Origin of the sequence: Arthrobacter sp. I3 (assembly GCF_000520575.1) — a bacterium.
GTDB lineage: Bacteria > Actinomycetota > Actinomycetes > Actinomycetales > Micrococcaceae > Arthrobacter > Arthrobacter humicola_A.
In genome coordinates this window covers 34233-56824 of sequence record NZ_KI914912.1, presented here as the reverse complement: position 1 = coordinate 56824, position 22592 = coordinate 34233, and the positions used below count along the sequence as shown (strand labels likewise).

Annotated in this window: 17 protein-coding genes; 9 read left to right on the top strand and 8 right to left on the bottom strand. The window is 67.1% G+C overall.

Going from position 1 to position 22592, the window contains the following annotated elements; translation table 11 throughout:
- A partial coding sequence (locus Y706_RS24010) for a glycosyltransferase family 2 protein (RefSeq protein WP_043435194.1) occupies positions 1-730 on the bottom strand: 730 nt, incomplete at its 3' end.
- A 95-nt stretch (positions 731-825) separates the two neighbouring features.
- Here Y706_RS24010 and Y706_RS0106885 point away from each other — a divergent pair.
- From Y706_RS0106885 to Y706_RS0106855, 7 genes are all read left to right on the top strand, one after another.
- Positions 826-2076, top strand: coding sequence for a hypothetical protein (locus tag Y706_RS0106885; protein WP_028276023.1), 1251 nt, complete (start codon positions 826-828; stop codon positions 2074-2076).
- A 123-nt stretch (positions 2077-2199) separates the two neighbouring features.
- Positions 2200-2952 carry a glycosyltransferase family 2 protein gene (locus Y706_RS0106880; protein ID WP_043435191.1) on the top strand — a complete coding sequence of 251 codons (753 nt, stop codon included), beginning with the start codon at positions 2200-2202 and terminating at the stop codon, positions 2950-2952.
- Positions 2952-3326: a DUF2304 domain-containing protein gene (locus Y706_RS24005; protein ID WP_043435190.1), complete on the top strand. Its 375-nt coding sequence runs from the start codon at positions 2952-2954 to the stop codon at positions 3324-3326. Before Y706_RS0106880 ends, Y706_RS24005 begins: the two co-directional genes overlap by 1 nt.
- Positions 3327-3335: 9 nt before the next feature.
- Entirely contained in the window at positions 3336-4223 is an 888-nt protein-coding gene (locus Y706_RS0106870; RefSeq protein WP_028276021.1) for a glycosyltransferase, read from the top strand.
- The gene (locus tag Y706_RS24000) at positions 4220-5155 is read left to right on the top strand and encodes a glycosyltransferase (RefSeq protein WP_253906709.1); all 936 of its coding nucleotides are present in this window, start codon (positions 4220-4222) and stop codon (positions 5153-5155) included. The genes Y706_RS0106870 and Y706_RS24000 overlap by 4 nt, the downstream gene beginning before the upstream one ends.
- Positions 5156-5230: 75 nt before the next feature.
- Positions 5231-6094 carry a glucose-1-phosphate thymidylyltransferase RfbA gene (gene rfbA / locus Y706_RS0106860; RefSeq protein WP_028276020.1) on the top strand — a complete coding sequence of 288 codons (864 nt, stop codon included), beginning with the start codon at positions 5231-5233 and terminating at the stop codon, positions 6092-6094.
- A 12-nt stretch (positions 6095-6106) separates the two neighbouring features.
- A complete protein-coding gene (locus Y706_RS0106855) occupies positions 6107-8095 on the top strand; it encodes a DUF6541 family protein (protein ID WP_156945080.1) in 1989 nt (662 codons plus the stop codon).
- Positions 8096-8209: 114 nt separating this feature from the next.
- On the opposite strand, the gene Y706_RS0106850 is transcribed toward Y706_RS0106855, so the two are convergent.
- The 5 genes from Y706_RS0106850 to glf all read right to left on the bottom strand — a co-directional run bounded on the left by Y706_RS0106850 (position 8210) and on the right by glf (position 15293).
- Positions 8210-10372, bottom strand: a complete 2163-nt coding sequence (locus Y706_RS0106850; protein ID WP_028276018.1) for an acyltransferase family protein — start codon at positions 10370-10372, stop codon at positions 8210-8212.
- 130 nt (positions 10373-10502) lie between these two features.
- Positions 10503-11228, bottom strand: a complete 726-nt coding sequence (locus Y706_RS0106845) for an ABC transporter ATP-binding protein (protein ID WP_028276017.1) — start codon at positions 11226-11228, stop codon at positions 10503-10505.
- Entirely contained in the window at positions 11229-12110 is an 882-nt protein-coding gene (locus Y706_RS0106840; RefSeq protein ID WP_028276016.1) for an ABC transporter permease, read from the bottom strand.
- A 1-nt stretch (position 12111) separates the two neighbouring features.
- The gene (locus tag Y706_RS0106835) at positions 12112-14109 is read right to left on the bottom strand and encodes a glycosyltransferase (RefSeq protein ID WP_028276015.1); all 1998 of its coding nucleotides are present in this window, start codon (positions 14107-14109) and stop codon (positions 12112-12114) included.
- Positions 14106-15293 carry a UDP-galactopyranose mutase gene (gene glf / locus Y706_RS0106830; RefSeq protein ID WP_028276014.1) on the bottom strand — a complete coding sequence of 396 codons (1188 nt, stop codon included), beginning with the start codon at positions 15291-15293 and terminating at the stop codon, positions 14106-14108. The genes Y706_RS0106835 and glf overlap by 4 nt, the downstream gene beginning before the upstream one ends.
- A 289-nt stretch (positions 15294-15582) precedes the next feature.
- On the opposite strand from glf, the gene Y706_RS23995 reads away from it, so the two are divergent.
- Positions 15583-19935, top strand: a complete 4353-nt coding sequence (locus Y706_RS23995; RefSeq protein ID WP_162159064.1) for an FtsK/SpoIIIE domain-containing protein — start codon at positions 15583-15585, stop codon at positions 19933-19935.
- On the opposite strand, the gene Y706_RS0106820 is transcribed toward Y706_RS23995, so the two are convergent.
- Positions 19903-20298: a hypothetical protein gene (locus Y706_RS0106820; protein ID WP_028276013.1), complete on the bottom strand. Its 396-nt coding sequence runs from the start codon at positions 20296-20298 to the stop codon at positions 19903-19905. The genes Y706_RS23995 and Y706_RS0106820 overlap by 33 nt on opposite strands.
- A 404-nt stretch (positions 20299-20702) precedes the next feature.
- On the opposite strand from Y706_RS0106820, the gene Y706_RS0106815 reads away from it, so the two are divergent.
- On the top strand, positions 20703-20951 hold the full coding sequence (locus tag Y706_RS0106815) for a WhiB family transcriptional regulator (RefSeq protein WP_003804966.1): 249 nt from the start codon (positions 20703-20705) through the stop codon (positions 20949-20951).
- Between the two features lie 135 nt (positions 20952-21086).
- Here Y706_RS0106815 and Y706_RS0106810 read toward each other — a convergent pair whose 3' ends face one another.
- Complete coding sequence (locus Y706_RS0106810) at positions 21087-22556, bottom strand: sensor histidine kinase (RefSeq protein ID WP_028276012.1); 1470 nt, start codon at positions 22554-22556, stop codon at positions 21087-21089.
- Positions 22557-22592: the final 36 nt, after the last annotated feature.

Sequence of the window (22592 nt, the reverse complement as noted above, 5' to 3'; positions counted from 1 at the left end):
GGGCTTCGACCATGAGCCGGACCAGCATCACGCGGGCCGCGACGATCTTGGGCAGCGACCGCAGGCCGGCCGGCGTCTGGTTCGATTCGTGGATCCGGCGGTAAATGGTCGACTCGTCAAGGTGGGTTATCGATCCGGCGACATTGCCGCAGATGGCCAGCCAGAGATCGTGTGATTCCCGGACGTAAGCAGGAATCGGGGTGAAGCAGCGGACAGCCTCCCGGCGGAAGGCCATGCCGCAGCCGTAGTACGCCCGGTACCCGATCAGGATGGCAAACAAGTTTGCCACGTGCCGCCGCGAGTCCGCGGACTTCAGCCGCGGAATCCAGGGCCGGTTTCCGCCGCCCAGCATGTCGAAATTGCTGGCGACCACCATAGAACCGGACAAGGCAGCGAGCATCAGCTCCAGCCGGCCCGGAATCCAGACATCGTCCTGGTCTGACAGGAACACGTACTCCCCCCGGCTCAGCCGGATCGCTTCCTCGAAGCTGCGCACGTACCCCCGGTTGACAGGCGAGCGGACGAGCCGGATCCGCGGATCATCGATCCCTTCCACGATCGCGGCAGTCTCGTCGGGGGACGCATCATCGACCACGACGAGCTCGTCGTCGGGACCCAACTCGGCGAGGATGGACGCTATCTGCTCCCTTACAAAGGCCGCACCCTTGTAAGTGGCCATGCACACGCTGGCCCTGATCTTCGGCACGCCGGGGCCATTCTCGTCGTTCATGCGAACCACTCTAGGCGACTCCCGGACCAGGGGCCGGTGCGGGGCAATCGCGTATCATCGTTAGGTCAAGCCCCCCAGCACGAGGACCGTACCGCATGAGACCCGTTCTGTTAAGGCTTGCAGGCTTCACCCTGTTGCCGCTGCTGGCGCTGGTCCTTCCCTTCCTGCTCCTCCCGGTCGTTTCGCGCGTCGTGGGGGCCGCCGGCTGGTCCAGCATCACCTCCGGCCAAGCCATTGGCATCTTTGCGTCGACCATCATTCTCTGGAGCTGGAACATCTCCGGCCCGGTCGAGATTGCCCGTGCCGGCGCCTTCCCGCTGCGGGCGGCACTTTATTCCAGGAGCGTCCGTTCGCGGATCCTGCTCGCGGTCCTCGTCCTGCCCGTCATGAGCGTGATCGTCGCGCTCGTGGCCCGGGAGGGTTTCCGCCTCGATGCCATCACCATGGCCTGGGCCACGGCGCTGACCGGTTTCTCGCCCGCGTGGTACGGCATCGGCACCGGCCAGCCCCGGATCCTCGCCGTCTACGACACCCTCCCCCGCTTCTTTGCGGCCATCATCAGCGCCCCGGTCATCCTGCTCACCGGACAAGTCTGGACGTACGGGCTGGTCTCGGTCCTTACGACGCTCGTGGCATTGATCGCATTCCACCGCCGGTTCGGCGAACCCCGGACCTGGCTGCCCCGGAGCCCGTGGAACGTCGTGCGGGAGATCGTGCCCACCGCGGGCACGGCCGGCATCAACTTCACGGGAAGCGCATACGGCTCGTCCCCGGTTCCGATCGCCACTGCGACGGTGCCATCGGCCGCTGCCACGGCCGGTTTCGCCTCGGCGGACGCCATCTACCGCCTGGGGCTCTTCACGATCGTGGCGCTCGGCAACACGTTCCAGGGCTGGACCCTGGAGCACGATGCCGCCAACCCGCGCCGCCGCCACTTCGCGGCCATGGCTGCCCACGCGGCCCTGGGGCTCGCGGGCGGGATCTTCCTCACACTGTTCGGCCCGTGGGTCTCCGGCGTGATGTTCGGCGTAGCTGTCCGCGCGGACACCCTGACCTGCCTGTTCTACGGGGTGTCCTTCTTCTTCATCTCCTCATCAACGCCCCTGATCCGGAATGTGCTGATCCCCGCCCAGCGCCAGAAGTCGGTGCTGATGTGGACCGCGGTTTCCGCCGTCGTCGGCGTGCTGCTCATGGTGGCGGCCGGGCTGGCGGCCAACGTTCCCGGCATCGCCCTGGGCATGGCCGTGAGCGAGGCCCTCCTGTTCCTGGGCCTGCTGCGCCCTTCCCTCCGGATCCTGCCCGCAGGCGCCCGCGGCCGGGGCCGGAAGGTAGGATCAGCAGCGTGATCGCCAGATGCCCGCGGCCGGTCGCCGCCGTCAGCACCGCATTCCCCCGGGGGATCACGAATCCCGAGCCGGAGGCCGCCCACTCCGTCAGCCGCCTCCGGGCCGTTGATATATTGGAGAACTATGAAAATTCTTGACTCGACCCGTGTGCTGGTCATCATGCCGGCGTGGAACGAAGCCGAGTCCGTGGGGAATACCGTCCGGGAAGTGCTGAGCGTCGGCCGGCCCTACGATGTCCTGGTGGTCAATGATGGCTCTGCGGATGCCACCGCCGCGGTCGCGAAAGACGCTGGCGCCACCGTCCTGACGCTGCCGTTCAACCTGGGGGTCGGCGGTGCCATGAGGGCCGGCTTCAAGTACGCCCAGCGCCTCGGTTACCAGCGCGTGATCCAGGTGGACGCCGACGGACAGCACGATCCCCGCAATATCCACGAGGTCCTGGCCGGCCTGGAGCACGCGGATATCTCCATCGGTGCCCGCTTTGCCGACCGCGGCGACTATTCGGTCAGCGGCCCGCGCAAGTGGGCCATGCAGCTCCTCGCCAAGGTCATCTCAGCACTGGCCAAGACCCGGCTCACGGACGTGACCAGCGGCTTCCGGGCCGCGAACGGGCGCGCCATCAACCAGTACCTGGACCACTACCCGGCGGAGTATCTGGGTGACACCATCGACTCCCTGGTCGTGGCGATCCGCTCCGGCTGCCGGGTGACCCAGGTCCCGGTGGAAATGCGCCCGCGCCAAGGCGGGACTCCCAGCCACAACCCCGTCAAGTCCGCCGTCTACCTCGGCCGGTCCGTCTTCGCCCTCATGTTCGCGCTGACCCGTAAGCGGTCCACCATTTCCGACCCCGCGCTGGCCGCCAAAGGAGCCGTCTAATGGGCAACTGGCCCGCCTTTTTCCTTGCCCTGGCGATCGTCGGCGTCGTCTTCGAGATGCTCCGCCGAAAGAAGCTTCGCGAGAAATACGCAGCACTCTGGCTCTTCGTGGGCATCGGCACGCTGGTTCTGGCCGCGTTTCCGAGCCTGCTGACGATCGTGGCCGAACGCGTCGGCGTCCAGCTGCCGTCCAATCTGCTGTTCATCATCAGCATCCTGCTGCTGCTCGGTGTCTGCCTGCACTTGTCCTGGGAACTGTCCGTGGTCGAGGACGAGACCCGCACCCTCGCGGAGGAAGTGGCCATACTCCGGACCATGGTCGAGGACATGTCCTCCCGGGACGGCGACGCTCCGGCGACGCCGACGACGAAGTAGGAGACCCCGGTGGCACTGGACATCTTTATCCCCTATTGGGGCGACGTTAACTACATGAAACTGGCCGTCGACAGCGTCCTGGCCCAGACCAGCCCGGACTGGCGCCTGACGGTGGTTGACGACGCCTACCCGGGCGACGACGTCAGACGCTACGTCGAGGCCGCGGACGATCCCCGGATCACGTATATCCGCAAGGATAAGAACGAGGGCATCACCGAGAACTTCAGGACCTGCGTCTCGCTGGCCAGCCAGGACGTCCTGGTGGTCATGGGATGCGACGACCTTCTGCTGCCGAACTTCGTGGACGTCGTGCTCCGCGCCCACGCCGAATTCCCCGACGCCTGGATCATCCAGCCCGGCGTCCAGATCATCGACGAGGACGGCAAACCCTCCGTTCCCCTGGTGGACATCGTCAAGCAGCGGCTGGTCAAACCGCGCGGTACCGGGTCCCGGCTCGTGGGCGGCGAGCGGCTGGCGGTCAGCCTCCTGCACGGCGACTGGCTCTACTGGCCCTCCCTGGCCTTCCGCCGCGACCGCATCCGGGACTACGACTTCCGTGACGGTTTCCCCGTCATCCAGGATCTCGCCCTCATCATGGACATGGTGCTTGGCGGGGCCGAGCTGCTGATCGTCCCGGATATCTGCTTCGAATACCGCCGGCACACTCACAGCGCGTCGTCCGCGAAACTCGTCGACGGGTCCCGGTTCGTCGGTGAGCGCGAGTTCTTCGACCTGGCCGCAGCGCTGTGTACGGCGAAGGGCTGGCGCAAGGCGGCCCGCGCCGCCCGGCTGCGGCTCACGTCCCGGGCGCACGCACTCCTGATCCTCGCCGGCACGCTCCGGCAAAGTGCCTCCGGAACGCTCGGCATCCTCTTGCGGCATTCCTTCGGAAAGTGAGCGAACCCCACGTGACCGGCGAATCCCCCGTCCCTGCCACGGGCGCCACCGGCGTCACAGGGGTCGTCACCGCGTTCCGGCCGACGGCTGCGCTGATCGGCAACATCGAATCGCTGCGCGAGCAGGTAGACGCCGTCGTGGTGGTTGACGATGGCGGCGGCCCCGGCTTCGAGTCGATCTTCGCCGCGCTGGCTGCGGCCGGCGCAGAAGTGGTGCGCCTCCCGGAGAACGCCGGCATCGGCGCCGCCCTGAACGCCGGCATCCGCACGGCACGCCGGCACGGCAACCCGGACTTCATCCTGACCGTGGACCAGGACTCCCTGCTGCCCGCGGGCTACGTGCAGGCGCTGCGCCGTGCCGCCGCGGACGCGCGGGCCGCCGGCGTCGAGCCCGGCCTCATCTCCCCGTCCAGGATCCACGGAAACCCGGTGCTGCGCGCCGGGACCCGGAACGGCGTCGCCCTGGGCCGGGAGCCGATCCAGTCGGGCCTCCTGATCCCGGCCGGCACGCTGGACGTCCTTGGCGGGTTCTGGGAAGAGCTCTTCATCGACCTGGTCGACACCGAGTACTATTACCGCGCACTCGCCGCGGGCCTGCCCACCGTCCTCGCCGCGGCGGAGTTCGACCACTCCCTGGGAACGATGGTGGAGGCCAAGGTGTTTGGCCGGCCCGTCCCGGCGGGCGGCCGCCCGCTGCAGGTGCGCACCGCCGCGACCTGGCGCTACTACTACATCTTCAGGAACCGCCTCGTCACGGGCCGCCGGTACGCCGTGCGGTATCCCGCCTGGGTGGCCGGCGGGATGTGGGGCGATCTGCGGCATCTGCTGATCGTGACCCTGCTGGCGCCCGGCCGCACCGCCCGGCTCGGCTCGGCGCTCCGCGGCACCGCCGACGGCCTCCGCGGACGGACCGGGCGCCGGCATTCGGCCTGACACCACCGGGCACGCGGGCCAGCAGGCCCTCCACGGGTTTGGCCGAGTGCAGACCGGTAAGAGAGTATGTATACCATGCGCGGAATAATTCTTGCCGGCGGGACCGGTTCTCGTCTCCATCCCATCACCCACGGCATCAGCAAGCAGCTCGTCCCGGTATACGACAAGCCGATGATCTACTACCCGCTGTCGACGCTGATCCTGGCCGGCATCCGGGACATCCTGATCATCACCACCCCGCACGACGCCGAGCAGTTCAAGCGCCTCCTCGGCGACGGTTCGCAGTTCGGCATCAACCTCAGCTACGTCCAGCAGGCCTCCCCCGACGGACTGGCGCAGGCCTTCATCCTCGGCGAGGAGCACATCGGCAACGAGACTGTTGCCCTGGTGCTGGGTGACAACATCTTCTACGGCCAGGGGATGGGAACCCAGCTGCGCAAGCATGAAAACATCGACGGCGGTGCCGTCTTCGGCTACTGGGTCAAGAACCCCAAAGCCTACGGTGTGGTGGAATTCGACGACGCCGGCCAGGCCGTCTCGCTGGAGGAAAAGCCGGAGCGGCCCAAGTCCCACTACGCCGTGCCCGGCCTGTACTTCTACGACAACGACGTCGTTGGGATCGCCAAGGACCTGAAGCCCTCGCCCCGCGGCGAGCTGGAAATCACCGACGTCAACCGGACCTACCTCGAGAGGGGCAAGCTCCGCGTCGAAATCCTGCCCCGCGGCACGGCCTGGCTGGACACCGGAACCTTCGATGACCTCAACGACGCGTCGAACTTCATCCGGACGGTCGAGAACCGGCAGGGCCTGAAGATCGGCGCCCCAGAGGAGATCGCCTGGCGCCAGGGCTTCCTGAGCGACGATGAACTCCGCCAGCGCGCCGAGCCGCTGGTCAAGAGCGGGTACGGCGCGTACCTCCTCGAACTCCTGGAGCCGTAACCCTTCATGTGGATGTCCGTCTTACCGCAGGTCCTGATCGCCTGTGCTGTCCTGGTCCTGCCCGGGCTGATCATCTCTGTTGCACTGCGATTCAGGGGCTTCAGCGCCCTGGCGCTTGCCCCCGCGTTGAGCGTGGGTGTTGTGGTCATCACCTCCACGTTGGCCCCGTTCCTGAACGTCAGGTTCGGGCTGCTCCCCGTGACCGTGGTGGCGGTGGCTCTGTCCCTGCTCGGTTTGTGGGCGGCGCGGTTCCGTCCCTCCGGCCCGGCCGCAACCGGTCTGAATCCGTTGCGGGTGCCGGACGTCCGCGGCGACCTCGCGGCGCTGGCCGGAGCCGCCATCGCCGGCGGGCTCCTCGCCGTCCACACCGTCCATTTGATCGGCAGCCCGCAGGCAATCTCCCAGACTTATGACGCCGTCTTCCACCTGAATTCGGTCAGGTTTGCCCTGGATACCGGCCAGGCGTCGTCATTGACCCTGGGTGCGATGACCGGCGGCGGCGCCTACCCGGCCGGCTGGAACGCTGTAGCCACCCTCGTCGCCATGGCAACGGGCGCGAGCGTCCCGCTCGCCGTCAATATCACCAGCATCGTCCTTGCGGCCGTGTTCTGGCCGTTGGGATGCCTCCTGTTGGCGCGGTCAGTGGTGGGAGGACGCCCGGCCGCGCTGGTCGCCGCAGGCATTGCGGCGGCGTCGCTGGGTGCCTTCCCGCTGCTCATGATGGACTTTGGGGTCCTGTATCCCAACCTGCTGGCCATTAGCGTGTTGCCCTCCAGCGTCGCCCTGGCAGCGGCGTGTGCCGGGTTGACGCCCGGACTTGTCCGCCGCGATCTCGCCTCGATACTTGCCCTGCTGCTGGCGCTCACCGGCCTCATCGTCGCCCATCCCACGACGTTCATGGCCTGGCTGACGTGGACGCTGCCCATGGTGGTGACGCTGGTGTGGCGCTCTGCGGCTGCCCTTCGGCGGAAGCAGGCCCGCGCCCGCTCGTACGTCTTGAGGCTGGCGTTGCCGGTCGCCGGGTACGCCGTCGCGTTCGACCTGCTGTGGACCAATCTGCGCCCACCCCCCGAGGCTTCCTTCTGGGGCCCGTACCAGAGCATTCCGAAGGCCATTGGCGAAGCCGTCACCATCTCCCCCGATGGCCTGGCACTGGCCTGGCTCGTGGCCCCGCTGGTATTCCTCGGCCTCTGGGCCTGCTTCCAGGACCGCTGGCAGCGCGTGTGGATCGCCGCCGTCTTCGCCTTGTTCACCTATCTGTTCGTTGTGGTCTCCGGCTTTACCAAGTCGGAAACCCGGGACGTCCTCACCGGCGTCTGGTACAACGACAGCTACCGGATTGCCGCCCTGCTGCCGCTGGTTGCGGTCCTGCTGGTCGCCGTCGGCATTGACTGGGCAGGGCACCGCATCCTGGCGATGCGCGGCCGGTCCAAGGCCCTCGCGGTGGCCCTTGACGGCTCTCCGCGCTGGGGGCGCGCCGGAACCGCGGCCTACCGGACCGTAGGCATCGCCGCCGTCGTGCTGGCCGCTATCGCCCTGGGACAGCAGGGCGGCCTGGAGTTGGAGGTTGAACAGGGCTCGAGGAACTACAGACTCGCCGCCGATTCGCCGCTGGTCTCCACCGACGAGCTCCAGCTCATGAAGCGCCTGCCCCAGACTGTCCCCGAAAATGCCCTGCTGATCGATAATCCCTACACCGGTGCGGCGCTGTCCTACGCCTTGGGCGAGCGGAAGTCGGCCCAGCTGCATGTCATGAGCTACGTTTCCCCGGATGTGAAGCGGATCTACGATTCGATGGGCAACGTGACGACGGACGCCAGCGTCTGCCAGGCAGTCCGCGCGGCGAATGCCTACTACATCCTGGACTTCGGCCCGGTCGAAGTCCACGGCGGAGACCACACTCCCGCCGGGCTGCGCAATCTCGCAGCGAACCCCGGCGTGCAGCTCATTGACAGCCAGGGCGAGGCGAAGCTCTACAAGGTCACCGCCTGCGGGAACTGAACCCCGGCGTGCTGCAGGCTGCGGGGCAGGTTCCGCAGCCTGCAGCGGCACCTTGCCCGCAACCTGCACCGGTCCCTGGTCCGCGGCCCGCGGGGCAGGCTCCGCGGCCGCTGCCTAGAAGCTGAGCTGCCGGGCCAGTGCCGGTGCCAGCGTCTTGGCAAAGGTGTTGGTCATATGGTTGTCCCGGTACACGAGCACGTTGCCGATGACGGCCGGGCAGATCCCCTGCCGGCAAAAATAGGCGGACATATCCAGAACCTCGACGCCGGGCACCCTCGCTCCGGCCAGCTGCAGGGGGTCCGCAGCGGTGCCGGCGTCGGATACGGTGAACTGGCACGCGGGCGAGCCCGGTCCATTGGCCTGGACGCAGTCCGGTGCCGAAAATTCCGGATACGGCGTGTCGGGCACGACGGCCACGCGGATCCCGGCTTCCCGGAGCGGCTTCAGGAGCTGGACATAGCCGTTGACGAGTTCTTCCGGGCTGGCCCACGTCCATTTGAGGGCCTCGCGGTAGCCGGCCGGCGCCATTCCCGATACCACCACCAACTGTGGACGCAGCGTCAGGATGCGCTGCAACGTGGCCTTGTTCTGTTCGGAGCAACTGCGGTACACAGTGGTGCCATTGGCGGCCGGCGCTGCCGTGAAGGGGCATCCGTTCCGGACCATGGCCTGTACTTTCCAGCCCCCGCCTGCGCCGGCAATCACGAGCGGATCCACGTACTGCGCGGCGTGTGAATCCCCGACGACGACCACCGTCCGGGTGGCGTCCGGCGCGCCGAAAACGCATTGGTCAACCCCGGTGACGGCCGGGTTGAACTTTCCGCACGTCTCCGTCCAGGTCAGTGGCACATCCTTCACGGCGACGGCGGGATCGGGCCGGACGGGCAGGCCGTCGGGGACGGCGGCGGGCCGGACGGGATCAAACGCCGTCGCGCCGGGATAGTCGCGCAGGTTCATGGCCGCGTTCAGCTGCTGCGACTTGGCTTCCACGACGCCCCACGGCACCGCCGCTGCCACCGTCGACGCCACGATCAGTCCTGCTGCCAGGACGAAGGCATTCCGGCGCAGCAATCCCCACCGTCCAGGCGGCGATCCTTGGGCGGATGGGGTTCCGTGCCGGAACTTCTGCTCGACGAGGTGGTAGGAGGCGACCGCCAGGGCCAGGCTGATGGCCACCATGGCGGTTCCCTGGATGACGCCCGGAACCCGCCCGAGGTGGAAGACGTAGATCACGACGACGGGCCAATGCCACAGGTACAGGGAATATGAGAGATCGCCGATGTAGGTCACTGGCCGCAGGCTGAGGACACGGCTTGCCGAGTAACCGGCAGGGCTGCCCGGAGTGGCCGGTTCGGCCGCCGGCGAACCGGCGGCGAGCAGCAGCAATGTCCCCGCGACGGGCAGGAGGGCGATGCTGCCCGGGAAGTCCATCGCAACGGAGAGTGCCATCGCGGAAAAGACGATCACGCCAAGGCCGATCCAACCCGAAAGCCACGCCCGCACCGGGCCCAGGCACAATTTGGGAATCAGCAAGGCGCCGATGCCCCCGGCGCCCAGCTCCCAGATCCGCGTGGTGGTCGCAAAGTACGCCATGTCGTGCTGGGAGGACGAGAAGGCGACGCTGTGGACGAAGGACGCCAGCGACACCACCGTCAGGATCCACAAGGAGACGGTTTCGATCCGGAAGCGCCGTTTCACAGTGACGGCCACTCCCGCCAGCAGGATGACGGGAATGATCAGGTAGAACTGCTCTTCCACGGCCAGTGACCAGAAGTGCTGCACCGGAGACACCAGGGCGGTCGCCGCGGCGTAACTGTCCACGCTGAAGGCCTGGTTCCAGTTCTGCACTTGCAGGGCGGACATGATGACGTCCAGGGAAATGGACTGCCAACGGTTCTGCGGCAGCAGGACCACGGCGCCCAGCATGGTCGCCAGCAGAACCGTGGTGGCAGCCGGCAACAGGCGCCTGATCCGTTTCGCGTAGAAGTTAGAGAGCCGGATGTGTCCGGTACGCGCCAGTTCCTGGACGAGCGATCCCACGATCAGGAAGCCGGAGATGACGAAAAAGACGTCGACCCCGACAAAACCGCCGGGGAGAATACCGGGCCAGACGTGATAGATGATCACCATGCCCACCGCCAGGGTGCGCAGCCCCTGGATGTCCAGTCGCCGGCCGTTCCTTCCCGCGCTGGAAACACCCTTGTTGCTGGCGGGTCTGGCCCGCTCGGGGGAGCCCTGGGGCTGGGGCAGGACAGCCGCCGACGGCACAGAGGTCACGGTTCTCTTTCGGTTTTCAAACAACGTCATCGTTAATTTGCACTGGGTGCGCTTGCCCGGAACCTGTTGGGACCATGTCCAATGGACATGGTCCCAACAGATGCGCTGCCGTTACCGGCTGCGGTACCGCCTACGCCCGGAGGCGGGCAACGGCCTCATCAATAGGTCCGTCGAATAATACGTTGCCATGCTCGAGATAAACACCCCGGGAACAGATGCGCGACACCAGGTCAAGGTCGTGGCTGACAACCACCAGCGTCTTGCCCTGCTGGGCCAGTTCCTGAATCTTGGCTATGCACTTGCGCTGGAACGGCTCATCACCGACGGCGAGGATTTCGTCGATCAGGAAAACCTCGGGATCGGTGTGGACTGCGACGGAAAACGCCAGGCGCAGGTACATGCCGGACGAATAGAACTTGACTTCCGTGTCGATGAATTCGCCGATCTCGGAGAATTCGATGATCGCGTCGAAGCGTTCGTTGATCTGCTTCTCCGTCATCCCCAGGATCGCTCCATTGAGGTACACGTTGTCGCGGCCGGACAGGTCAGGATGAAACCCCGCCCCGACCTCGATCAGCCCGGCCACGCGGCCGCGCGTATAGACGCTGCCGGAATCCGGGAGCATCACGCCGGAGATGTGCTTGAGCAGGGTGGACTTGCCGGAGCCATTGAGGCCGAGCAGCGCCACGGTCTCCCCCGTTTCCACCATCAGGGAGACGTCCTTCAGGGCGTGGAACTTCTTGGAAAGATCCCCCTTGCGGCCCTTCACGAGCCAGACAACCGCCTCTTTGATGGAACGGGTGTGGCGGAGCACGAACTCCTTGCTGACATTGGACACTTCAATCGCGTTAGCCATCTAGAGCTCCTGGGCAAAGCGGCCTTCAAGCCGCCGAAAAGTTAGCTGTCCCAGTGCCAGGACCACCAGCGAAATGACCATGCCGACCGGCAGCCACAGGCTGAACAGGTTCGGCGGCATCGCGGCAGAACCGTCAGTTGTGGGGTACCAGAAGGCATAGTGGAACAACTCGACGCCCACCGTGATGGGGTTTGCCTGGTAGAGGGCGAAGAGCCCGGGTCCCAGCTTTGCTTCCACCATGGTCCAGGAGTACATGACGGGCGATGCCCAGGTCGCCACCATCAAGAGCATGTCAACGAGGTTTTCCGAATCACGGAAATACACGTTGGCGGCCCCGAACAACAGCCCGAGCCCGGTGGCCAGGAATCCGACAATGGCGAATCCGCCTACCGCCGCCAGGAGCTGGAACGCGTCCGGATGCCACCCGGCGACGACGCATCCGATCACCAGGACAACGAGCTGGGGGAAGAAATGCACGGCCGAGACCCAGACCGACGCCACCGGAAACAGCTCCCGGGGAAGATAGATCTTCTTAATCAGGTTGCCGTTGTTCACGATCGATCGCGCAGAGTTCCCGAGGGCTTCAGAGAAGAAGTTGATCAGCACGATTCCGGAGAAGAGATACACGGCATAGTTCGAGAGGCCGTCCGGGTTCCGTGCACTGCGTTCCAACCCCAGGAAGACGCCCAGGGCCACATAGAACACGAGGAACTGCACAGCGGGCTTCACATAGGACCAGAGGAGTCCCAGAACGGAGCCGCGGTAGCGGACTTTCAGTTCCTTGCGGACCAGCAGTTTCAGCAGAAAACTGGACTGGCGAAGATCCCGAAATCCACCACCGAGCCCCGGGCGGGTCAACTCCCCGGAAATCGTGGTTGTCACGCTATTTCACTTCGCTCTGGGTGTGTTCTTCGAAGATCTTCTTCCAGGAATCCAGGGACGTGAGCTCCGGCATCGCCGCCTTGTACTGCTTGCTCAGCGACTGCCAGTCCTTGAGCAGGGCAGCGTGCAGGCGGCTGCTCTCGGTCAGCATTTCCCTCACGCGCTTGGGGTCCCGCTTGTACCAGGAAGCGCCCGTTCCTTCAGCGTTGGAGACGATGGCGCTGTCGAACTGCGCGATCCGCCACCAGCGGTTGTCCTGGTGCGCAATGTTGGTCTGCGGACGTTCCGCACTCGTCTTGGTGACCGGGCGGAACAACTGGCGTGCGACCGTTTTGGCTGCCCAGGGAAGGAGGGTGACCCTGGACGGCTGCGACACGCCGTGCCCGCGGCGCGGCGGCTTGTCCATCTTGGGCGTCGGGAAATCGTCCGCGTCGGCCTGGAAAATCGAGTCCGAGTAGCCGGCCATCATCTTCCGGATCTCGGGCAGCTTCGAGGGCAGCAGGTCCGGCAGGTCGGTCGGGCCCTTGAGAACATCCTCGAGCGCCCAGCCGCGGCCGTGCGCGGTCGCGTACTGCATCGACACGAGGTGTTTGATGTCCGCATACTGCGATTCGCGCACCACGCGGCCGCCGTGCTCGTAGGGGCTGTGGAGCAGCGCCGCCACGATCCGGTTGCGGGCGTGGAAGTAGGCCTGCCAGCCCACGAGGTCGTCTTTGTCGATCCAGGACACATGCCATACGGCCGAACCCGGCAGGGAAACTGTCGGGAAGCCGTGCGCCTTGGCGCGCAGCCCGTATTCCGAGTCGTCCCACTTGATGAAGAGCGGAAGTGAGAGGCCGATTTCCCGGATAACCGAGGTCGGGATCAGACACATCCACCAGCCGTTGTAGTCCACATCGCAGCGGCGATGCAGCCAGGAGGTCTGGCGCAGGTTCGAGGACAGGAAATCATGCCCAAGGACCATGTCCTCGCTCGGCAATGACGGCTGGAAGCGGTAGGGGTTGACCACCTCGCCGAACGTGTGGAGAACCGTCCGGTTGTAGAGGTCGAACATGTGGCCGCCGACGATCGTCGGCGTCTTGCAGCGGTCCGCGAACGTGAGCAGGCGGATGATGCTTTCCGGCTCAACCACGATGTCGTCGTCCATGAGCAGGACGTAGTCACTGCCGTTTTCGACGGCCTCGAACATGCCCCGGGCAAAGCCGCCGGAGCCGCCGAGGTTCGACTGGTTGATGATCCGCAGCTTGCCGCCAAGAGATTCACGGACTTCGGCGAAACCGTCCGCGTCCTCGACCTTTTGCGTGCCCTGGTCAACCAGAAGGATCTCCTGGACATGCTTGAGGGCATCGGGGTTCTCGGCCAGCAGCCGAAGATTGTTGAGGCAGAAGTCGGTCTTGTTCAGCGTCGTGATCTGCAAGGTGACAGACCCGGGCGTGCTCTCAACAGCTGGTCCCTGCCATTCGGCGTCGACCATGACAAGCGGTTCGGAGCCCGCCACGAGGTCGAACCAGTACCAGCCGCCGTCGCCGAAGGGCGCAAGGGACAGCTCAAAGGTGTTCTCCGCCGAGCCCCCGACGCGCCGCGTGTCGACGCGCTGCAGGGACCCGCGGGCGTTGGACTTGTAGACGATTACGGATCCGGCGCCCTGGGTGCGGACCTGAAGCCGGACCTTGTCCACCGACGTCCAGCGCCGCCAGTAGCTCGCCGGGAAGGCGTTGAAGTAGCTGCCGAACGATACCCGCTCCCCCGAACGGACCTTGGTGGAGCTGCGGGACAGGAAGTCTTCAACGTGGGCTTCCTTGGTGGAGCTGCTGAAGGACTGTGCCCGGGCCTTCTTGCCGTCGCCGCTGCCGACCGTAGGAAGCTGGATGCCGGTCGCGGTACCCATGTCCATGTACAGGGGAACGGTGTCCATCTGGCTGGCGTTGGGCAGGATGACCCGCTGCAGGGTGTCCCACTGCTGGGCGGAATCTACCTGGGTGTCGGTTGCGGCGCTCATGCGTCCACTCCTCCGCTTTCAATCTTTGCGCCGCCTTCGAAGTGCGGGCGGATCTTGTTGTCGAACATGGTCAGGGCCGAGCCGATCGCCATGTGCATGTCCAGGTACTTATAGGTACCGAGGCGGCCGCCGAAGAGGACATCCTGCTCGGCCGCGGCCAGGTCGCGGTACTTCAGGAGCCGATCGCGGTCCGTGGGTGTGTTGATCGGGTAGTAGGGCTCGTCGCCCTTCTCCGCGGCACGGGAGAACTCGCGCATAATGACGGTCTTCTCCGTCTGGTAGTCGCGCTCCGGGTGGAAATGGCGCGGCTCGATAATGCGGGTGTACGCAACGTCTTCGTCGTTGTAGTTCACTACCGACGTGCCCTGGAAGTCCCCGACGTCGAGCACTTCTTCTTCGAAGTCGATGGTGCGCCAGGACAGATCGCCTTCGGCGTAGTCGAAGTAGCGGTCAACAGGTCCGGTGTAGACGACCGGGACGTTGCCGACCACCTTGCCCTTGCTGTACTCGTGGGACTCATCGAAGAAGTCCGTGTTGAGCCGCACCTCGATGTTGGGGTGTTCGGCCATCTTCTCGATCCACGCCGTGTAGCCGTTGGTCGGAAGGCCCTCGTACTTGTCGTTGAAGTACCGGTTGTCGTAGTTGTAGCGCACCGGAAGGCGGGAGATGATGCCCGCGGGCAGGTCCTTCGGATCCGTCTGCCACTGCTTGCCGGTGTAGTGCTTGATGAACGCCTCGTAGAGCGGGCGGCCGATCAGCTGGATGCCCTTGTCGTTCAGGTTCTGCGGATCGGTGCCGGCCAGTTCGCCGGCCTGCTCCTTGATCAGTTCCTGGGCCTGCCCGGGGGTGAGGTTGGCCCGGAAGAACTGGTTGATCGTGGCCAGGTTGATGGGCAGGGAGTAGACCTCGCCCTTGTGCACGCCGTAGACCTTGTGGACGTAGTTCGTGAACGTCGTGAAGCGGTTCACGTACTCCCACACGCGGTCGTTGGACGTGTGGAAGAGGTGGGCACCGTAGCGGTGCACCTCAATGCCGGTCTGCTCTTCCTTTTCGCTGTAGGCGTTGCCGCCAATGTGGTGCCGGCGGTCGATGACGACTACCTTCAAGCCCAGCTCAGTGGCGGCCTGTTCTGCGATTGTCAGGCCGAAAAAGCCCGACCCTACGATGACGAGGTCAGCGGTCACAAACTCTCCTGGTTCGAATGCGGGCAGCGCAATGTTGTGCATTGTCTGCTGGTCTAGCCTACCTGAGACCCTGTGGGTACCGGCGAATCGCGGCTGGCCCAGCGATCAGATGCCACCCCCGTCACGGGTCCGGGAGCCCCGCATGGCGGAGGCAGCGGCGCCGCTCCGAAGCGTTTTCCACATGGCTCATTTTCCCCGCCGCTGCCGGGCCGGAGTCTCCCTACTGTGGAACCGGACCCGTGGAACAGGACCCGTGGAACCGGACGGCCGCTCGGAAAGGATGCCGCGGATGATTTACCACTGCACTCTCGCGCCAAGCAGCCTGATGCAGCGCGCCCCCGCAGCAGGCACGACGCCGGACGGGCAGCTCATTGAGCTCTCCGTCGAGGTCCCCGACCCGTGCCCGGGCGCGGACCTGGAGGCTGCCGTCGCCCGGCGCTACGGGACCGGTGAGCTGTCGGTCCGGGGAGCTCCGATCGCCGTCATGACCGTTGGCGTGCCTCCCCTGGTCCAGGGTGCTGTGCTGGTTGAAGGTGCTGGACTCGTGACGGGATCGGGCGCGGCATTCCGCTCCGGGCCGGGCCAACGGCACACTGCCACGTTGCTGCTCGCCGTGGACAGCGGTCCCGGCACGGGCACGCTTGTCGCCCTGCGGCGGGGAAGGTTCCGGATCGGACGCGCCGGCACCGAGGTCGTGATCCCTGATCCTGCGCTCTCCCGGGAGCACGCGCGCCTGGACGTGGCGGACTCGGACGTCACGATCATGGACCTCGGCAGTGCGAACGGCACCAGCGTCGATGGCCGGAGCGTGCGAAAGGCCCCGGTGACCACGGCGTCCTCGATCCGCTGCGGCGACTCCACTATCTCGCTCCGGCTCTGGCCATCGGGTATGCACCGTGCTGCCCCGGACGCCGTGACGTTGCTGGCAGGCTCCAGCGTTGCCGCGCCGCTGGTTGTCCGCGGCACCGCCGCCCCAGGCCACCGGGCCGCCATGGCGCTGGCCGCGGTGCTGCCGCTCCTGGTCGGCGTCGGCCTGGCATTTCTCACCGGCATGTGGATGTTCCTGGCCTTCACCGCAGTCTCTGGCGCGTCCGTCCTGGTTCCGTTCCTTTCGGGCCGCCGCCAGCGCCGCGAGTTCCAGGCCGCTGTGGCGGAGGCCGCCCTGCAGGACAGGGAACGACGCCGGCACGCCGCACCTTCCGCGGCTGACCTGACCATTGGTTGCGCGGCTGCGGGGCCCCCAACAGCCCGTGCGCCTGGCGGGGAGCCGCCGGACATCTGCCTGCGGCTCGGGCTGGCGGAACAGAGCGCGAATATCCGGCCCGAACCACCCGACGCCGGCTTCCGGCCACCGCCGCTCGGCCAGGTGCCCCTGACCTTGGACCCGGTCCCGGCGGTGGTGACCGTCCACGGCCCCGCGCCCGCGACGGCCGGACTGATGCGCTCGTTCATCCTGCAACTGGCCGCCTATCCCCTCGCGGACCGCACCCGACTGCTGCTGCATGGCCCGGCGGACACGGTGCCGTTGCCGGCGCGCTTCCTGCCCGGCGTCACACTGTCCGCGAATGACGCCACCACTGCGGCCGTGCTGGCCACCGGTTCCGCCGCTCCCGGCAGTCCCGCCGCTTCCGCCGCTCCCGGCGGCCCCGGCGATCCAGGCGGTCCTCCGGGTCCGGGCGAGGGATTCGACCGCGGCGTCCTCATTCTTTGGAACACTCCGGCGCAGTCAGGCGCCGCGCCCGGTCCGGGCGCTGCTGGCGCCGACCCGGCATTCAGGGCAATGGCGGCGGCGCACGGATGGAGGGTGATCGAGTGCTCGCCGGAGCCTGGTCCCGGCGTACACCCCGGCATTGTCCTCGGCCGGCGCGGCGCCCTGATCAGGACTGGGTCCCCGCCCGTGGACTTCGTGCCGGACCTGGTCCCGGCCGAGGTCTTTGACCGCTTTTGCCGTGGGTTCAATGCCGCACGGCGTACGCCGGCGACTCCCCCGCCGGCCATCCCGCAGCAATGCAGCCTGGCCGACGTCCTTCCCCTCGCGGCACAGGACATCTCCCGGCGCTGGTCCCGGAGCGGCGCGGAGGCCGGGCTGGGTACGCCCGTCGGCGCGGCAGTCCGGGGTGCCGTGCGGATCGACCTGAAGGCTGACGGTCCGCACTTCCTGGTCGCGGGGACCACTGGTTCCGGAAAGTCGGAGTTCTTGCGGACTCTTGCCGCCGGCCTCGCGGCCAGCCATCCCCCGGACCGGGTCAACTTGCTCTTCATAGATTTCAAGGGCGGCTCCGGCTTGGGCCCGCTCACCGGCCTCCCGCACTGCGTCGGCATGCTGACCGATCTGGGCGCTGCGCAGGTGGAGCGCACACTGGTTTCCCTGCGGGCCGAGATCCGCCGGAGGGAGGAACTGCTCGCCCGGGCCAGTGCCCCGGATCTCGCGGCCTACGAGGCGTCACCGGCTGCCGGACCGCCAGTCCCCACTCTGGTCATCATCGTTGACGAGTTCAGGGTCCTGGTGGACGAAGCGCCCGGCGCCCTCGCCGAGCTTATGAGGATTGCCGCCATCGGCCGGTCACTGGGGATCCACCTCATCATGGCCACCCAGCGCCCGCAGGGAGCCCTGAACGCCGACATCAGGGCCAATGTCACCACCTGCATCGCGCTCCGGGTCCAGTCCGGCCCCGAATCCTCCGACGTTATGGGCTCCGGGCTCGCGGCCGCGATTCCCATCGCACGCCCCGGGCGGGCGTTCCTGATCCGCGGTGCGCAAGCTCCGGAGGAATTCCAGACGGCCACCCTGACGCCCCGGGCCGACCCGCGGTCAGACGGGACGGTCACGGTTCGCACGGCCACGGACGAGCTGACCCGGCCACCGGCAGCCGCCGGTTTCCAGGCCGACGGCTTCGCCGCACGCGAAGCAGACGACGGCGCGGCCCCGGCACCGGTTCCGGCTCCGGCCCTGACCCCGGCCCTGAGTCCGGCCTTGACCCCGGCGCAGGGGGCGGCGGCGCTGATCGACGCCGCTGCAGCGGTGTGGCAGGGTCTCGGCACTCAAAGGCCCCGCCGGCCGGTGGCAGATCCGCTGCCGGCACTGCTGCCGCACCCAGGTTCCGGGCACGCCGGGCGGGACATGGTCCGGCTGGGGCGGGTGGACCTGCCGGAACTCCAACGCGTCACGGAGCTGGGCTGGAGTCCCGCCGGGCATGGGCATCTGGGCCTTGTCGGCGCTGAAACCGGCGCCGGGGACCGAGTATTGGCCCTCGCAATTGAGCAGCTTCTGGCCGGCACGGTGGAGTCGCACCTGTACATACTTGACGCCGCCGGCACTTTCAGCGGCGCCGCAGCGGAATCCCGGGTCGGCGCCGTAGCCGGCCTGCACGAAGTGCGCCGGGCTGCCAGGGTGCTGCGGCGGGTCGCCGAAGAAACCACGTCACGGCTGGGTGCGCCTGCGGGCCGGCCGCGGCCCGGGCTGGTTCTGGTGGTCAGCGGCTGGGGCGCCTGGGTTTCGGCATTCCGGTCCGGGCCGCTGGCCTGGGCGGAAGACCTCGTTCATGACATCGTGCGGGACGGTTCCCTGGCAGGGATCACTGTCCTCGTCTCGGGCGGGCGTGAGCTGGTGACGGCGAGGTTCTTCGCTGGCCTGCCCAACCGGATTTTCTTCCCTTTAGGCTCTACCGACGAAGGCCGCCTCGCATGGCCGCGGCTTCCGGCGCTGGAACCGGTCCCCGGCCGCGTGGCCGTGTTCGGCACCTTCGTTCCCACGCCTCTGGCGACCGGGCACGCCGCCCAGCTGTTCGAACCAGCGGCCGCGGGCGGGCCGCGTCCCACGAGTGGGGCCGTGTCGACGAGGCCCTTCCGGGTGGACGCGCTGCCCGGGTCGGTGACCGTGGACGAAGTGCTGGCCCGGTGCGGCTCCGGTCCAGGGCAGAGGACTCGTGGGCCCGCTGCCGGGCCCGGCGCCATGCCCGGCCCGGCGGATGTCCCGGTCCCGGCGGTTGCTTTGGCCCTCGGGGTCGGCGGCGACGAACTGCGGCCGCAGGGGATTCAGTTGCCCTCCGGCGGCGTTCTCGCGGTCCTCGGCGGCCCCGGCTCGGGAAAAAGCACGCTGCTGGCTGCGCTGCCGGGGATGAATCCTGCTTGCGCCTGGCTCGCGCCACGGCCGGGAACCGCATCCGGCCAGTACTGGACCGGGCTCCACGCCAGCGCACTCGCGGGCACCTTGGACCGGACAGCGATTGCGCTCGCAGACGACGCCGATCTGCTCTCACCCGAGGCCAACAGGGCCTTGGCGTCCCTGAACAGCCTGGGCTGGAGGGTGATCCTCACCGCGGGATTTGGCCCGGGCTTTGGGCAACGGGTGGATCTCGCTGCCATCGCGCGAGGCCAGGGGCGGGCGGTCCTGATACGTCCGCGGGGGCTCATGGACAGTGAGCCGTTCGGGGTCCGGTTCGAACCGGAGCACAGTCCTCCGCCGGGACGCGCCGTCGTCATTTCCGACGGCCGCGCGACGCCGGTCCAGCTGGCTGCGCTCCGCCCGGCCGTCCGGCCGGAACTCCTCCGCGCCGACGGCGGCCCGGACCACATCTCCCCCGGGCGGCACGCCGCACGGGACGGACCTCTACAGGGCGGGAGGGGCACCGGCTGCCCGTGAGGCGAACGCTATGACCCGCTTGTCGAACAGCAGCACGATCGCCGTCACAGCGGGGACCAGCATGGCCAGTCCGGCCAACGGATAGCCGCCGGTCAGGGTGGGGAAGCCAATGGTCAGCACGAAGATTTGGGCCACCAGGGCACCGGCCCGCGGCCAGCGGAAGCCCCGCAGCAGGAAGCGGGCGACGGCAAAGAGCCACACGGAGAAGGCCAGCAGCAGGCAGAGCGTAAAGACGGCGCCCCAAAAAGAGAGTACCGGCGCCCCGGTCAGAAGCTGGGTCCCGTACCAGACGGCCGCCACGAGCAGCGCCGTGGCTTCCAGTGCCACGACCACGGCGATGACAACAATTCCCCGAGGCCGCACAGGGCCACCGCCAGGGGCGTCGCCCGGATTCGGGAGCGAATTTGCTTCAGGAGGCCCGCCGGCATTTTCGGGGAGACTCTCACCGGGGGTTTCGCGGGGATTCTCACCGGGGTTTTCGCCGGCATTTTCACGGGGATCTTCAGGGTTCACAGGGGGCCTTGACACACTGGCACACTACCGGACATAGTCGACTAGATGTGAGGACGCCGCCACTGAATGTGATGCATCGCTCACGGTCTCGAGGCATCTTGGCCTCTATTACCCCTTGTTTACACAGCGTTAACATGACACGCTTAATCCAGATGACCGAGGGGGCCCCAATGGGCCCTTTTCTTATGGAGCCTCTAGTGAATAATTTCACAAAGGCATTTAACGAGTTCCCAGGAATGGAGTGACTGATCAGCATGGATTGGCGTAACCGCGCAGCCTGCCTTGACAAGGACCCGGAGCTGTTCTTCCCCGTAGGAAACACCGGCCCTGCCCTCCTGCAGATCGAGGAAGCGAAAAGTGTTTGCCGGCGCTGCCCGGTCGTGGACACCTGCCTGCAATGGGCACTGGAGTCCGGCCAGGATGCCGGAGTGTGGGGCGGCATGAGCGAGGACGAGCGCCGCGCCCTCAAGCGCCGCGCAGCACGGGCACGGCGCGCCTCCTGATTCTGCTGCCCAAGCACCGATAGCTACGGTGCCGGCAACGATCGCACGACCCTGCAGCAATGGCCGCGGACCCACAGGTCCGCGGCCATTGCCCGTTTAAGCCGGTGCGCCCGGCATCAGTGCGGCGCCAGGCTGTCAGCGCGGCGTCAGGCTCAGGACAATCTGGACCGCGGTTCCCCCGCCGTCCCTTCCCTGCCAGTGGATGGTGCCACCAAGTTCACTCATGACCAGCGTGCGGACAATCTGCAGGCCCAGGCCCTCGACATACGGCGTATCCGGCAGTCCGACGCCGTCGTCCTCCACCGTCACAGTGAGAAGTTCATCCCCGTCCTCGCTCTCCGACCGGTCGGCGACGAGCCAGACGGTACCGGTGCGCCCCTCCAGCCCGTGCTCGACCGCGTTCGTGACCAGCTCGTTGATGACCAGGGCCAACGGGGTGGCGAAGTCGCTCGGCAGGTCGCCGAAGAGGCCGGAACGCTGTGTCTTGACCTGCTGCGAGGGCGAGGCGACCTCGGCAGAGAGCCGGAACTGGCGGCCGATGAGCTCGTCAAAATCAACGCTCTGGGTCAGGCCCTGCGAGAGCGTCTCATGCACGAGGGCAATGGTCGCCACCCGCCGCATGGCCTGCTCGAGCCCCTGTTTGGCCTCGTCGCTGACCATGCGCCGCGACTGCATCCGCAAGAGGGCGGCGACAGTCTGCAGGTTGTTTTTCACCCGGTGATGGATCTCGCGGATCGTGGCGTCCTTGGTGACCAGCTCCATCTCCCGGCGGCGCAGCTCCGAGACGTCCCGGCACAGGACCAAGGCGCCGAACCGCTGCTGCTCGTCGCGCAGCGGGATCGCGCGCAGCGAAAGACTCACGCCGCGCGACTCGATTTCGCTGCGCCACGGCATCCGGCCCGTGACGACGAGCGGCAGGGTTTCATCGACCATGCGCCGGTCCCGCAGAAGCCCGGCAGTGACCTCGGCGAGGGACCGGCCCTCGAGGGACTCGCCGTCGCCGAGGCGGCGGAACGCCGAGACCCCGTTGGGGCTGGCATACTGCACGATCCCCTCGGCGTCGAGCCTGATCAGACCGTCCCCCACACGGGGCGCGCCGCGGCGCGAGCCTGTGGGCGACGCGAAGTCCGGCCACAGGCCCAGGGTTCCCATGCGCAGCAAATCGTAGGCGCATTGCCGGTACGTTAGCTCGAGCCGCGAGGGCATCCGCGAACTCGACAGGTCCATATGGGAGGTCACGATCGCCAGGGTGCGGCCGTTGCGGACCATCGGGACCGCCTCGACCCGCAGGGCCATGTCGCTGCTCCAGTTGGTCTCGTTGGAGCGTTCGATCGCGCGGCTCTCCCACGCCTTGTCGACCAGCGGCTGCAGGTCCGACCGGATCCCCTCCCCCACGAAGTCGGCGTGGAACACCGTGTGCGTGGTGGAGGGGCGGACGTGGGCCAGTGCCACATAACCGAACTCCGGGTGCGGAAACCACAGGGCCAGGTCGGCGAACGCGAGGTCGGCGACCATCTGCCAGTCGCCGACCAGGAGATGCAGCCATTCGGCATCCCCCGGGCCAAAATCAGCATGTTCCCTGATTGGGTCCGTAAAGATTGCCACAGCACCTCCATTTGCGACGCCAGGGACGGCAGCCCC

Excerpts from the sequence above, each read along its gene's own strand:
- Y706_RS0106845 (WP_028276017.1), bottom strand. The coding sequence starts at position 11,228 with ATGGCTAACGCGATTGAAGTGTCCAATGTCAGCAAGGAGTTCGTGCTC.
- Y706_RS24005 (WP_043435190.1), top strand. The coding sequence starts at position 2,952 with ATGGGCAACTGGCCCGCCTTTTTCCTTGCCCTGGCGATCGTCGGCGTC.
- rfbA (WP_028276020.1), top strand. The coding sequence starts at position 5,231 with ATGCGCGGAATAATTCTTGCCGGCGGGACCGGTTCTCGTCTCCATCCC.
- Y706_RS0106880 (WP_043435191.1), top strand. The coding sequence starts at position 2,200 with ATGAAAATTCTTGACTCGACCCGTGTGCTGGTCATCATGCCGGCGTGG.
- Y706_RS23995 (WP_162159064.1), top strand. The coding sequence starts at position 15,583 with ATGATTTACCACTGCACTCTCGCGCCAAGCAGCCTGATGCAGCGCGCC.
- Y706_RS0106855 (WP_156945080.1), top strand. The coding sequence starts at position 6,107 with ATGTCCGTCTTACCGCAGGTCCTGATCGCCTGTGCTGTCCTGGTCCTG.
- Y706_RS0106885 (WP_028276023.1), top strand. The coding sequence starts at position 826 with ATGAGACCCGTTCTGTTAAGGCTTGCAGGCTTCACCCTGTTGCCGCTG.
- Y706_RS0106835 (WP_028276015.1), bottom strand. The coding sequence starts at position 14,109 with ATGAGCGCCGCAACCGACACCCAGGTAGATTCCGCCCAGCAGTGGGAC.
- Y706_RS0106815 (WP_003804966.1), top strand. The coding sequence starts at position 20,703 with ATGGATTGGCGTAACCGCGCAGCCTGCCTTGACAAGGACCCGGAGCTG.